Here is a 13,112-nt window from a genome sequence, read left to right on the forward strand (position 1 = left end):
GTTTCGGAACATTTTGCATTTTTTCGGAACGTTTACATAAAAATCACTTATAATAGATTGAAAGATAAGTAATTTTTGTTACTCGTTATTACTGATAATATTTCTAAAAATATTACCGCTTGAAAAAGTGTAAAGTTGAGATTATGCGTACACTGGTAAACGTTTACAAATGTCTAAAACTTTCGCTTTAGTCTCTGCAATCACCTGTTCGTGATTATCCTTACCAATGCTATCTAGCACATCGCACATCCAGCCGGCTAATGCTGTCACCTCTGCTTCTTTAAAACCACGGCGGGTCACAGAAGGCGTACCCACACGAATACCTGAAGTCACGAATGGTTTTTGAGGGTCGTTCGGCACCGAGTTTTTATTCACGGTAATGTTCGCAGCTCCTAATGCAGCATCTGCCGCTTTGCCGGTTAAACCTTGTTTTACAAAGCTAACAAGGAATAAATGGTTTTCCGTACCGTTTGAAACCACATCAAAACCACGTTGCTTAAATACCTCAACCATTGCTTTTGCATTTTTTACAACTTGTTGCTGATATGCCTTAAATTCCGGCTCTAAAGCTTCTTTAAAACAAACCGCTTTTGCCGCAATAACGTGCATCAATGGTCCACCTTGACCAGCAGGGAATACGGCAGATTGCAGTTTCTTATACATTTCTTCATCGCCAGATGCAGATAAAATCAAACCACCTCGAGGGCCGGCTAAGGTTTTATGGGTTGTTGTCGTCACGACGTGAGCGTGAGGAAGCGGATTTGGATAAACTCCCGCCGCAATTAAGCCTGCAACGTGAGCCATATCCACAAATAAATATGCCCCAACTTCATCGGCAATCTCACGCATTTTTGCCCAATCCATAACTTGAGAATAAGCAGAGAAACCAGCAACAATCATTTTCGGTTTCACTTCTTGGGCTTGTTTGCGTAATGCTTCATAATCAATTAAGCCTTCATCAGTAATGCCGTATTGTTCTGCTTTATAAATTTTACCAGAGAAGCTAACTGAAGCACCGTGGGTTAAATGCCCGCCGTGCGCTAAACTCATACCTAAAATAGTGTCACCCGGATTAAGCAACGCCATATATACGGCTGCATTCGCTTGTGAGCCTGAATGCGGTTGAACGTTGGCATAATCTGCCCCGAACAATGCTTTCGCACGGTCAATCGCAAGTTGTTCTACAATATCCACATACTCACAACCCCCATAGTAACGTTTACCCGGATAACCTTCTGCATATTTATTGGTTAATTGTGAGCCTTGAGCCTGCATTACACGTGGGCTTGCATAGTTTTCAGATGCAATTAATTCAATATGTTCTTCTTGACGGCGATCTTCATCTTGAATGGCTTGCCATAATACTGCATCGTAATCAGCGATATTCATATCACGTTTTAACATTTTTGGACTCCTAATAAGCTTAAGTAAACGTTTGCGTAAGTTGATTTCACGTTATTTTACGCATTTTTTAGTTTCATAGATAGTATTATTTATATAAAAATTAACTTCGAGTGAAAGAAAAACAAGCGGTCACATTTTGTAAAAAATTTACCAAATATGACCGCTTAGTATTATTCATTGAATTAATGGTTATGATCTTTTAAATGCTTTGCCCATTGGTATGCAGCAAATGAAAATGCAAGCAAAAGAAATAATCCGATTGTCAATCCGTCCATTTACATCTCCTCTGCTGTTTCTCGAAACAATCTTGCCGTTGCTAACAAAAAATAAACTACTGCAAATAAGGTAATTGAGTGTGTAAATTTCATTAGCAGTGAATATTCTCCATAGAGAATAACAGGAATTGCTAAAATTGCAACTTTTGCCACATCGTCCATTAGTTTTGCCCAAGCCTCAAAGGAGCTTTTCTTAATTGGCTTTTTAAATAGATTTAGCATAGTGCCTCCGTCATTTCCTGTTATTTTGGAAGAAAATCTGGAAACGAGCAAAGAGCAAAGTTGATATTTTCGATGCAGGTCGCAAAATTATTTTGCGAATTCCGCACGCAATATCGCTGCCCCTTGGCTGAGTGCCTGTAATTTACCTTGTGCGACTTGGCGTGAAAGTGGCGCCATTCCGCAGTTGGTGCTTGGGTAGAGTTTATCCGCATCAACAAATTGTAATGCTTTGCGTAACGTATCTGCCACTTGTTCCGGTGTTTCGATAATGTTAGTTGCTACATCAATCGCCCCCAGCATCACTTTTTTGCCACGCACTAATTCGATTAAGTCCATTGGCACACGGGAGTTTTGGCACTCTAACGAGATAATATCGATTTTTGATTGTTGCAGTTTCGGGAAACTCTCTTCGTATTGACGCCATTCGTTGCCGAGGGTCTGTTTCCAGTCGGTATTGGCTTTAATACCGTAGCCGTAGCAGATATGCACCGCCGTTTCGCATTTTAAGCCTTCCGCTGCACGCTCTAACGCTGCCACGCCCCAGTCGTTCAGCTCATCGAAGAAGACGTTAAACGCCGGTTCGTCAAATTGAATAATATCGACACCTGCCGCTTCCAACTCTTTGGCTTCTTCGTTGAGGATTTTGGCAAATTCCCACGCCAGTTTTTCACGGCTTTTGTAATGACCGTCATAGAGGGTGTCGATCATCGTCATCGGGCCGGGTAATGCCCATTTAATTGGCTTTTCGGTATGCGCACGCAAGAATTTGGCATCGTCCACAAACACCGATTTCGGACGGGAAACTGCCCCCACCACGCTCGGCACGCTGGCATCGTAACGGTTACGAATGCGCACAATTTCACGCTTGCTAAAATCTACCCCTTCCAAATGCTCGATAAAGGTGGTCACAAAGTGCTGGCGGGTCTGTTCGCCATCACTAACAATATCAATCCCTGCCGCAATTTGTTCGGCAAGGGAAACAAGGAGGGCATCACGTTTGGCTTGAAGTAGTTCCTCGCCTTCAAATTTCCAAGGTGACCACAGTTTTTCCGGCTCGGCAAGCCACGAAGGTTTTGGTAGGCTGCCGGCGGTAGAGGTTGGGAGAAGAATGTTGCTCATTTTGAATTTTCCTATAAAAAGTAGGGTGGGCGTAAGCCCACCATTGGTTATATCTCATTTTATGGTGGGCTTACGCCCACCCTACGTTTATTCCTCCGTCGCCCAAGCCTCTAAAATCGCTTGGTAACGTTTAATAAAATGCTCTTCGGTGTATTTACCCTGTTTGATCGCCAACTGGGTGCGTTCTTCACGGTCATATTCCACTTTGGTGACGGAATAATCTTGGTAAGTCAGGCTGCCTTTATAGACCTGCCCTGCGACCGAATTGGCATTGTAAATTTCCGGACGGTAAATTTTTTGGAACGCTTCCATTGTGGCAATCGTGCTGATTAGCTCTAAGTTAGTGTAATCATTGAGTAAATCTGCACTCTCATCAAAGTAGAACGCATAGGGTGCAACAGATTTTGGCGGCATAAAGTAACGTACTTTTAAGCCCATTTTCGCAAAATAGGCATCAGTTAATGAATAACTATCTTGCAGATATTCCACACCTAAAATTGGGTGAACGTTAGTGGTTCTTGTGTAGGTACGGGTGGTTGCCACGCTTAAACAGATCACCGGTGGTTTTTTATATTTTGCGGTATATTCAGGCGATGCCAATAAATGCTTAAACAGCTTGCCGTGTAACTCGCCATAGCCTTCCGGCACGCTAAATTGCGGTTTGTCTTTATTGTGATCTAACAACAATACGCTGAAATCGTAATCACGCACAAAAGAAGAGAAGTTATTACCGATAATGCCATCAATGGTTTTGCCGGTTTTGTAGTCGATAACATAGGTTTTCAGCCACTCAATCGCAGGGAAAAACTCGCCTTTGCCTTCCACATCAATATCCAGTGAGACAATATCCAATTTCACCGAATAACGATCCGCATTCGGGTTATCCCAGTTCGCTAAATCGTTAAAACGGTTATTGATCATCGCAATCGCATTTTGCAGGTTCTGTTTGCGGTTTTCGCCACGGGCAAGGTTGGCAAAGTTGGTGGTTAAACGGGTGCTTTGCTCCGGTTGGTAATTTTCATTAAATTCAATAGTATGCACTTGGCATTTAAAATTTGTTGTCATTTTATTGTCCCCTTTATTTTTCAGATAGCTTATTGAACCACAAATTTTTATTGAATAAAAATGATATATTTTTGAAATGTATATGAAATCAATTCATATTGCATTTGCAAATTTAATCAGAAAAAACACCGCTTGTGTTTAAAACAACTTACTTGCCCAGCCTAATTTAGAACCTAATACAGTAAAGTAGTTATAATCTTTTAAATGGAGCAGCTGTAATTTATCCGGGCTTTTACGCACCAAGACTCTATCTTCAGGCGTAAAGTGCATATTCACCTGCCCGTCACAAATCACTTCTAAATCAGGGGTATTATATTTGGCAAAACGAAGCGAAATTTGACTATCGCCATCAACCACCAAAGGACGAGACGAAAGAGTGTGAGGGTGCATCGGCACTAATGCCATTGCATTCATATTCGGGGTTAAAATCGGGCCACCAGCAGAAAGTGAATAGGCGGTTGAGCCTGTAGGCGTTGCCACAATCAAGCCATCTGCACGTTGTGAAAAAGCGAATTTTCCGTCAATATAAACTTCAAATTCAATAATTCGAGCCACTTGGGTTGGGTGAACCACAATTTCATTCAAGGCATTATTTGCGGCAATAATTTTACCGTTGCGCTCAATGAAAGCCTCTAACAGGAATCGCTCTTCAATCACATACTCATTTTTGACTAAGCAACTATAAAGCTGTTCAAAAGCCGTTTGAGGTGCGATATCGGTTAAAAAACCCAGATTGCCACGGTTAATGCCTATCAGTGGCACTCGGTATTTAGCCAAAGCTCGGGCGATGCCAAGCATATTACCATCGCCACCTATCACAATCACCAACTCTGCGCGCTGACCAATCTGATCTAAACTGTAGCTTTCCTTAAGCTGTAACTGAGTGGCAACCTCTGTTTCCACTAAAATTTGATAATCACGATCTTTTAACCAATTATAAACGGCAAGATGTGTTTCAAATGCACTGTCGTGGCGAGGTGTGCCAACAATCGCAATCACTTCAAACGGTTTTTGCTGATTCATTTCAATTCCTTAAAGAATGTGGGTTTGATACCATTGATTAAGTAGAATACCTGCGTTTACCGCCACATTTAAACCACTATTTAACGGATTATTAAAGGAAAGCTGTATTGTTGTGTCTTCTGCGTAAGCCACATCACTTGCAGGAATCTCACTTAATACAAAAACCACCTTTTCCGCCAGCTTAATTTTGGTTAAAGAAGGGGCTTGCTTATGGCGTGTGAGGTGGACAATTTGATAACCGGCTTGGCGGAGTTGTACCAAAGCAATATGCTTGTTTTTAGTTTCTAACGCTCGCACAAATTCCAAACCACCCTCTGCGACACGAGCTGCAGAACTGGAGTTTAAGCTATCCACATTTTCAGTAATAATGCCTTTCACACCATAAAAAGCACACGTTCTGATGATTCCCCCCACATTCTGAGCATTGTTTACACCATCTAACAGTACCAAGCAATCTTGTTTTTTCGGCACTTGTAAATAGCCCTCTAGCACAAATGAAGCCGTTTTTTTCACCAATAAGCACATATCGCCGTGATGTTCAGTACCGGTGACTCGCTCCATCTCTTCACGGTCAATAACGTGATAGGCTTTTTTGTGCTGAGCCAAATAGCTCATTAAATCGCCTAATTTTTTTGCCCCCTCCACTGTTGCCCATAAACGTACAATAGATCCAGGACGTTGTTGGAACAAACTGATACAGGCATTTTCGCCATAGACTTTCATCTCTTCCAAGCGATTTTTCTTAATTTTCTCAGGCGCTCTCGGTGAAAGCGGGCCGTTTTTTTTCTCTTTAACTGAGCTATTCCCACCTTTTACCCAAATTTGCACACTACCTTCACCACTGGCTTTTTTGCCTTCTGCTGGATAAATCTGCTCAGAGCGTGAATAAGCCTCGTCACGCTTAAAATGTAGCTTATGCGGTCTGTCACTTTTACCTTCATTTCCTCGCATTTTGCCTTTATCTGAAAAACGGGGGGAACGCTCATCTGAACGGCGTTCTTCTCTGTGTTTAAAACGAGGTTGGTTATTTTCTTTAAATTGCATTTTTAGTACCTAAATGGGTGGCTTGAATGAGAGGTATTATAACGAATCCAAACTCCAAGCGGTTAGAAAAAGCCATTTTTTTGCAAAATTTTTCACAGATTAGACCGCTTGTTGTTTCTTTATTTCGCTACATTCTTTATAATTCGTGCTTTATTATGTTCTTTAAAATCTGGTGGAAATATGAACCCAATGTTAAACATTGCTATTCGTGCGGCACGAAAAGCAGGCAATATTATTGCCAAAGGCTATGAACAATCGCCTCAAGATACACAAGTTTTACAAAAAAATACGAATGATTATGTGACTGAAATCGATAAAGCAGCGGAAGCGGCAATTATTGATGTGATCCGTAAATCTTACCCTGAACACTCGATCGTGACCGAAGAGTCCGGCGTGTTAAACGGTAGCAATGAAAATGTACAATGGGTGATCGATCCATTAGATGGTACAACCAATTTCGTAAAACGCTTACCTCATTTTGCTGTGTCGATTGCCGTGCGTGAAAACGGACGTACAACAGTAGGGGTAGTTTACGATCCTATCCGTAACGAGCTTTTCACTGCGGTGCGTGGCGAAGGGGCTAAATTAAACGAGTTCCGTTTACGCATTGATGCAGAACGCCGTGATTTAAAAGGCACTGTAATTGCAACCGGTTTTCCTTTCAAAGTCATCAGACATCGTGATGCACATTTAAATATGCTTGAAGGCTTAATGAATAACGGAGTAGCTGATTTCCGCCGTACCGGTTCTGCCGCTTTAGATCTTGCCTATGTTGCAGCGGGTCGTGTTGATGGTTTCTTTGAAATCGGCTTAAAACCGTGGGATTTCGCCGCCGGTGAACTTATTGCCCGTGAAGCCGGTGCAATTGTGACTAACTTTGTTGGCGGAACAGATTACTTGAAAACAGGTAATCTGGTTGTTGGTAACGGCCGTGTGGTTAAAGAAATTTTAAATAGCATTCAGCCTACTTTGACCGAAGAACTCAAAGCTTAATTTAATATCATCTATTATTTGATGGTTGTGGGTAATAAAACATTATGGAAAAGAAGTATCCTCTGTTAAGCGAAATCAACTCACCGGAAGATTTACGTTTACTTTCTAAAGACCAGCTTCAAACCGTAGTTGATGAACTGCGAGCCTATTTATTGGAATCAGTCAGTCAAACTAGCGGACATTTAGCCTCTGGCTTAGGGGTAGTAGAGCTTACGGTAGCTTTGCATTATGTTTATCAAACGCCTTTCGACCAATTAATTTGGGACGTTGGTCATCAAGCTTACCCACATAAAATCCTTACTGGGCGCCGAGATCAAATGCACACTATCCGCCAAAAAGATGGTATTCACCCCTTCCCTTGGCGTGAAGAAAGCCCTTACGATGTGTTAAGCGTTGGGCATTCTTCTACTTCGATCAGTGCCGGACTTGGCATTGCGGTGGCAGCAGAAAAAGAAAATGCCGGCCGTAAAACCGTCTGTGTAATCGGTGATGGTGCAATCACTGCCGGAATGGCATTTGAAGCATTAAACCACGCAGGTGCATTGCATACCGATATGTTGGTTATCTTAAATGATAATGAAATGTCAATCTCTGAAAATGTCGGGGCATTAAACAACCACCTTGCCCGCATTTTTTCTGGTTCGCTCTATACTTCAGTGCGTGACGGCAGTAAGAAAATTTTAGATAAAGTGCCTACCATCAAAAACTTTATGAAAAAAAGCGAAGAGCATATGAAAGGGGTGATTTTCTCCCCTGAAAGCACTTTGTTTGAAGAGTTAGGCTTTAATTATATCGGCCCGATTGATGGACATAATATTGACGAGTTAGTCAAAACCTTGAGCAATATGCGTGAGCTGAAAGGCCCTCAATTTCTGCATATTCGCACGAAAAAAGGCAAAGGCTACACACCTGCGGAAAATGATCCGATTGGCTACCATGGCGTTCCGAAATTTGACCCTACCGCAGCCGAGTTACCAAAATCAAAAGCAGCACCTACTTATTCCAATATTTTTGGCGATTGGCTATGTGAAATGGCAGAGCATGATCCGAAAATTATCGGCATTACGCCGGCAATGCGTGAAGGCTCGGGAATGGTAGAATTTTCCAAACGTTTCCCTGAACAATATTTTGATGTGGCGATTGCCGAACAACACGCAGTGACTTTCGGGGCAGGCTTAGCAATCGCAGGTTACAAACCGGTAGTCGCAATTTATTCCAGCTTCTTGCAGCGAGCTTATGACCAATTAATTCACGATGTTGCTATTCAAAACCTGCCGGTGATTTTTGCGATTGACCGAGCCGGAATTGTCGGTGCAGACGGACAAACCCACCAAGGTGCATTTGATTTAAGTTTTATGCGTTGTATTCCCAATATGACCATTATGGCACCGAGCGATGAAAATGAAATGCGACAAATGCTTTATACCGCTTACACGATGAATACGCCAAGTGCCATTCGTTACCCTCGAGGCAATGCTAAAGGAGTAAAACTTGAGCCAATGCAAGGACTTGAAGTAGGTAAAGCAAACATTATTCGTGAAGGTAAAAAAGTTGCGATTTTGAATTTTGGTGCTTTGCTTGATGAAGCCAAAATTGTGGCTGAAAAACATAACTACACCTTGGTAGATATGCGTTTCATTAAACCATTAGATGAAGCATTACTTCAAAAAGTGGCGGATTCTCACGAGTTGTTGGTTACGCTTGAAGAAAATGCTATTCAAGGTGGTGCAGGTAGTTTTGTGAATGAATATTTGCAAAATATCGGCAAAATCAAACCGCTTGTAATGCTTGGTATTCCTGACTTTTTCGTTCCCCAATCTACTCAAGCTGAAGCTTATGCCGATCTTGGATTAGATGCCCAAGGCATTGAAGCAAAAATTCAAAAATTCGATATTTAACTTTAAAAAGTCCCTTTGATTGATACAGAACAAAGGGATTTTTTGATGAACCTCACATTTTCAGTAAATTATTCACACAAATCTAACAATTCGTTTTACTTTATCCTCACTCCTCACTTACAATGGCACGCCTTTAGCAGTTCTGCTAAAAATGATCATTTATCTCAATTTATAGGATTTCTACTATGTTGTGGTTCTTTTTCTGTGTAGCCGTGCTTGTGCTTGGCTATTTCACTTATGGGAAAATCATTGAAAAAATCTTCGTGATTAACCCAAAAAGATCGACACCGGCTTACTCTATGAATGACGGTGTGGATTATATGCCAATGTCTAAAACCAAGATTTGGCTGATTCAATTATTAAATATTGCCGGCACCGGCCCTATTTTCGGCCCGATTCTTGGTGCTTTATACGGACCAGTTGCAATGCTTTGGATTGTGATTGGTTGTATTTTTGCCGGTGCAGTACACGACTACTTCTGTGGTATGTTAAGTATCCGCAACGGTGGCGCAACGATGCCAAATCTGGCAGGGAAATTCTTGGGTCGTCCAGTCAAGTTATTCATCAACGTAATGGCGCTCATCTTGCTTTTATTAGTAGGCGTAGTTTTCGTTGCAAGCCCTGCTCAGTTACTCTCTACCATCACCATGGATATTGCAGGTGCAACCCAAAGTGCAATGGAATTAGGTGATGTTGAAGCAATTAAAGAATCTGTAGCATCAGGTGGCGTAACCGTTTGGGGTATGGATAAAGCAACCGTGATTTCTGTGTGGACGTTAATTATTTTTGCTTACTATATTCTTGCTACATTACTACCTGTTGATAAAATTATCGGTCGAATTTATCCTTTCTTCGGAGCATTATTACTCTTTATGTCTGTAGGTATGGTATATGGTCTAGTCAGCGCTCACTTAAGTGCGACTGATCCTATCGACTTCTTCCGTACAGTGAATGCAAACGGTCAAGGCTTAACGTGGGAAAAATTCACCCAAAACTTCCAAGTGAAAGGTGATGTTCCAATTTGGCCATTACTATTCTTAACTATTTCTTGCGGAGCATTATCCGGTTTCCACGCAACCCAAACCCCATTAATGGCTCGCTGTGCGCAAAATGAGAAAGAAGGTCGTTTTATTTTCTACGGTGCAATGATTACTGAAGGGGTAATTGCATTAGTATGGTGTGCAGTAGGTCTTTCATTCTATGAAAACCCACAAGCCTTACAAGATGCGATCTCTGCCGGTTCACCGTCTAAAGTGGTATATGACAGCTCGTTACACTTCTTAGGGTTTATCGGTGGTATTTTTGCCGTATTAGGCGTTGTAGTATTACCAATCACCTCAGGTGACACTGCATTCCGAGCCGCTCGTTTACAACTAGCGGAAATCTTTGGTTTAGAACAACGTACCTTAGTAAAACGTTTGTATATTGCCGTACCATTATTCGTACTTGGTTTCATTGTCTCAAAAGTTGATTTCAGCGTATTATGGCGTTACTTCACTTGGGCAAACCAAATGACTGCAATGGTTATGTTATGGACTGCCGCAGGTTACTTATACCGCTATAAAAAATTCCACTGGGTATGCTCGATTCCTGCATGGTTTATCACTACCGTGTGTGCAACTTACCTTGCGAACAACAAAATCGGCTTCGGTTTAGATTATGAATTATCAGTTTATATCGGTTTTGCGATTACGGTAGTTTGTGTTATTTGCTTCTTTGCTTTCCTCAAGCCATCTGAGGCTCGTGATGAAGATGCTTATGTAACAAACTAATTGCTTGCGTAAAATGCTAAAAATGGGGACAATCTAGTCCCCGTTTTTATTGGTTTTATTATGCGATTTTTTGACACTCATACTCACCTCGACTATCTCGCAGAAAGCCTGAATTTAAGCATTCCGGAATTGGTTGAGAATGCCGAACAGCATCAGATTGAATGCATTCTTATCGTTGCCGTATTTGCAAAAAATTTTGCAAAAGTGACCGCTTGTGCCAAACAAAAACCGGAAAATTTGGTGTATGGATTAGGGTTGCATCCACTGTATATTCAACAGCACCAACAACAAGATTTAATCTTATTGGAAAATTTGCTAAGCCAACAAGATCCACAGTGTACCGCTATTGCCGAAATCGGTTTGGAAAAAGCGGTAAGTGAAGTTTCTACCCCTGAATTATGGAAAAAGCAATGTGAATTTTTAGAGGCACAACTTTCCCTCGCGAAAAAATTTAATTTACCCGTTAATCTTCATTCACGTAAAAGCCACGATCAACTTTTTGTGTTCCTCAAAAAAGCCCAACTAACCAAAACCGGTGTGGTTCACGGCTTTGCCGGCAGCTATGAACAGGCAAAACGTTTTGTCGATCTCGGTTATAAAATTGGTGTGGGGGGAACTATTACCTATGAACGTGCTAACAAAACCCGTGAGGCTATCCGCAAACTACCTCTTGAAAGTTTACTACTGGAAACCGACTCGCCCGATATGCCGGTGTTTGGCTTTCAAGGCCAGCCGAACCGACCGGAACGGCTTTTAGTGACTTTCAATAGTCTATGTGAATTAAGAACAGAATCACCAAATCTGATTGCAGAAACCATTTGGCAGAATAGCGAAAGGTTATTTTTTTACGCTTGATTTAGTCGTTGCTTTAGATGTTGCCAAATTTGCGAGCCATAATTTACATTAAAATTAGAGCAAATTGCTTCTTCTTGTGTTTTTATGTCAAGATTTTCACAGCAATTTACAATTTTTTGCCAATAAACGACCGCTTGTAATTCAAAATGTACACCCGACAACAGATAATAACCTCGCCCTAGCTCTCCCTCTATCATTGCTACTGAGCCATCAGGATAATAAGCCAACGGGTTGTCAATCACTGTTGTTGAATTTGGTTCAAAACAGCAACCACCGTGATAATAAAACGGCATTTTTCCACCCTCTGCAAGTGTTACTTCAACTATCGCTTTGCTACCAATGTTTTTATCGTAAAGTTGCCCGTTGGTAAACTGCGGCAGACTGCCTTTCGCAATGCCATTAAATAAAGCTAGTTCTCGATTACCATTTACGCTATAGTCACGCCCTACAAAATTCAATTCAGCACAGCCATAATAAGCTCCGGCACAGATACCGAGATAAGCTCCACCTTGTTCAATAAATTGGCGGATTCTACGATTGCCTTCTCCGTTTAATTTTTTGCAGTAAGGTAAATCGGCTCCACCGGGCATGATTAATAAACAGCCATCGGAAAACTTGCTTTGAATAATTTGTTTGGCATTGATGAGATAAGCCGGACGCTGTAAATGCTGTTTTACTGCCAATAACAGTGATTGAACACCAATTTCACTGCTACCTTCATCACAATAAATATAAACTGGTTTTACCATTTTAAATTCACTCTTACCCTAAAAGACATCTTCCTATATAATCGGTTGAGAACATTTTAACCATATTAAAGGAAAGGATTATGTTCACTACGCAATTAATTCAAACTAAACGTTGGCTAGAAGCCAATAGTATAACTACATTTTGGTTGAAAACTTTTATTGGAGCAACACTGCTTGCTATTTTTGCACAAATTTCTGTGCCGATGTACCCTGTACCCATTACAGGGCAAACACTTGCTTTAACTGTGGTTGGTTTTGCAATGGGTCGTAAAGCCGCAACTGCTGCAGTATTACTTTATCTTTTTGAAGGGGCGATTGGTTTACCTGTCTTTGCCGGCGGTGCTTCAGGTTTCCATCATTTCTTTGGTCCAACAGGCGGATACTTATTAGGCTATATTCCAACCGCCTATTTCTTAGGCTATTATAGCGATAAAGGCGTATTAAACTCTTTTTGGAAAAGTTTATTTGTCGCCTTAATTGCAAGTGTGATCACCTTTGCTTTCGGCTTGGCTCAACTTTCTTTCTTTGTACCAGAAGGCACAGTATTACAAGCGGGCTTATATCCATTTATTTTAGGTGGTGTGCTTAAAGCACTCCTAGCAAGTGTTTTGGTTAGCCCAAGCTACAAATTCTTCTCGAAACTCTAATCTTTCTAAAGGCTTTGTTACGGCAAAGCCTTTTTCAATTCTGATT

12 protein-coding genes are annotated in these 13,112 nt (G+C 41.3%); 5 read left to right on the top strand and 7 right to left on the bottom strand.

The features are described from left to right. Positions 1-141 precede the first annotated feature (141 nt). The 6 genes from glyA to EDC41_RS07460 all read right to left on the bottom strand — a co-directional run bounded on the left by glyA (position 142) and on the right by EDC41_RS07460 (position 6,152). The gene (glyA, locus tag EDC41_RS07435) at positions 142-1,404 is read right to left on the bottom strand and encodes a serine hydroxymethyltransferase (protein ID WP_006249908.1); all 1,263 of its coding nucleotides are present in this window, start codon (positions 1,402-1,404) and stop codon (positions 142-144) included. Between the two features lie 275 nt (positions 1,405-1,679). Beyond that, positions 1,680-1,901: a hypothetical protein gene (locus EDC41_RS07440; RefSeq protein WP_006249906.1), complete on the bottom strand. Its 222-nt coding sequence runs from the start codon at positions 1,899-1,901 to the stop codon at positions 1,680-1,682. Between the two features lie 87 nt (positions 1,902-1,988). Further along, entirely contained in the window at positions 1,989-3,020 is a 1,032-nt protein-coding gene (locus EDC41_RS07445) for a methionine synthase (RefSeq protein ID WP_006252134.1), read from the bottom strand. 87 nt (positions 3,021-3,107) lie between these two features. Beyond that, a complete protein-coding gene (locus tag EDC41_RS07450) occupies positions 3,108-4,085 on the bottom strand; it encodes a putative oxygenase MesX (RefSeq protein WP_006252133.1) in 978 nt (325 codons plus the stop codon). A gap of 138 nt (positions 4,086-4,223) precedes the next feature. After that, complete coding sequence (locus tag EDC41_RS07455) at positions 4,224-5,108, bottom strand: NAD(+) kinase (RefSeq protein WP_006252132.1); 885 nt, start codon at positions 5,106-5,108, stop codon at positions 4,224-4,226. A 9-nt stretch (positions 5,109-5,117) separates the two neighbouring features. Beyond that, a complete protein-coding gene (locus tag EDC41_RS07460; protein WP_006252131.1) occupies positions 5,118-6,152 on the bottom strand; it encodes a TrmH family RNA methyltransferase in 1,035 nt (344 codons plus the stop codon). Between the two features lie 180 nt (positions 6,153-6,332). Here EDC41_RS07460 and suhB point away from each other — a divergent pair, with 180 nt between their 5' ends. The 4 genes from suhB (at position 6,333) to EDC41_RS07480 (ending at position 11,670) form a co-directional block, all read left to right on the top strand. Next, positions 6,333-7,145: an inositol-1-monophosphatase gene (suhB, locus tag EDC41_RS07465; protein ID WP_006249901.1), complete on the top strand. Its 813-nt coding sequence runs from the start codon at positions 6,333-6,335 to the stop codon at positions 7,143-7,145. A 44-nt stretch (positions 7,146-7,189) separates the two neighbouring features. Continuing rightward, entirely contained in the window at positions 7,190-9,043 is a 1,854-nt protein-coding gene (gene dxs / locus EDC41_RS07470; RefSeq protein ID WP_115262479.1) for a 1-deoxy-D-xylulose-5-phosphate synthase, read from the top strand. A 185-nt stretch (positions 9,044-9,228) separates the two neighbouring features. Continuing rightward, a complete protein-coding gene (locus tag EDC41_RS07475; protein ID WP_115262480.1) occupies positions 9,229-10,815 on the top strand; it encodes a carbon starvation CstA family protein in 1,587 nt (528 codons plus the stop codon). Between the two features lie 60 nt (positions 10,816-10,875). Then, positions 10,876-11,670 (top strand): TatD family hydrolase, encoded by a 795-nt coding sequence (locus EDC41_RS07480; RefSeq protein WP_115262481.1) that lies wholly within the window; start codon positions 10,876-10,878, stop codon positions 11,668-11,670. Here the strand turns inward: EDC41_RS07480 and EDC41_RS07485 are convergent. Further along, positions 11,661-12,419, bottom strand: a complete 759-nt coding sequence (locus EDC41_RS07485; RefSeq protein ID WP_115262482.1) for a BPL-N domain-containing protein — start codon at positions 12,417-12,419, stop codon at positions 11,661-11,663. The two genes, EDC41_RS07480 and EDC41_RS07485, sit on opposite strands and share 10 nt — an antisense overlap. An 80-nt stretch (positions 12,420-12,499) precedes the next feature. On the opposite strand from EDC41_RS07485, the gene EDC41_RS07490 reads away from it, so the two are divergent. Next, on the top strand, positions 12,500-13,066 hold the full coding sequence (locus EDC41_RS07490) for a biotin transporter BioY (protein ID WP_006252126.1): 567 nt from the start codon (positions 12,500-12,502) through the stop codon (positions 13,064-13,066). Positions 13,067-13,112: the final 46 nt, after the last annotated feature.

This window comes from Mannheimia haemolytica (genome assembly GCF_004342115.1).
Taxonomy (GTDB): Bacteria; Pseudomonadota; Gammaproteobacteria; order Enterobacterales; family Pasteurellaceae; genus Mannheimia; species Mannheimia haemolytica.

Bases quoted from the DNA above. Each gene is read 5' to 3' on its own strand.
- glyA (WP_006249908.1), bottom strand. From the start codon at position 1,404: ATGTTAAAACGTGATATGAATATCGCTGATTACGATGCAGTATTATGG.
- EDC41_RS07440 (WP_006249906.1), bottom strand. From the start codon at position 1,901: ATGCTAAATCTATTTAAAAAGCCAATTAAGAAAAGCTCCTTTGAGGCT.
- EDC41_RS07445 (WP_006252134.1), bottom strand. From the start codon at position 3,020: ATGAGCAACATTCTTCTCCCAACCTCTACCGCCGGCAGCCTACCAAAA.
- EDC41_RS07450 (WP_006252133.1), bottom strand. From the start codon at position 4,085: ATGACAACAAATTTTAAATGCCAAGTGCATACTATTGAATTTAATGAA.
- EDC41_RS07455 (WP_006252132.1), bottom strand. From the start codon at position 5,108: ATGAATCAGCAAAAACCGTTTGAAGTGATTGCGATTGTTGGCACACCT.
- EDC41_RS07460 (WP_006252131.1), bottom strand. From the start codon at position 6,152: ATGCAATTTAAAGAAAATAACCAACCTCGTTTTAAACACAGAGAAGAA.
- suhB (WP_006249901.1), top strand. From the start codon at position 6,333: ATGAACCCAATGTTAAACATTGCTATTCGTGCGGCACGAAAAGCAGGC.
- dxs (WP_115262479.1), top strand. From the start codon at position 7,190: ATGGAAAAGAAGTATCCTCTGTTAAGCGAAATCAACTCACCGGAAGAT.
- EDC41_RS07475 (WP_115262480.1), top strand. From the start codon at position 9,229: ATGTTGTGGTTCTTTTTCTGTGTAGCCGTGCTTGTGCTTGGCTATTTC.
- EDC41_RS07480 (WP_115262481.1), top strand. From the start codon at position 10,876: ATGCGATTTTTTGACACTCATACTCACCTCGACTATCTCGCAGAAAGC.
- EDC41_RS07485 (WP_115262482.1), bottom strand. From the start codon at position 12,419: ATGGTAAAACCAGTTTATATTTATTGTGATGAAGGTAGCAGTGAAATT.
- EDC41_RS07490 (WP_006252126.1), top strand. From the start codon at position 12,500: ATGTTCACTACGCAATTAATTCAAACTAAACGTTGGCTAGAAGCCAAT.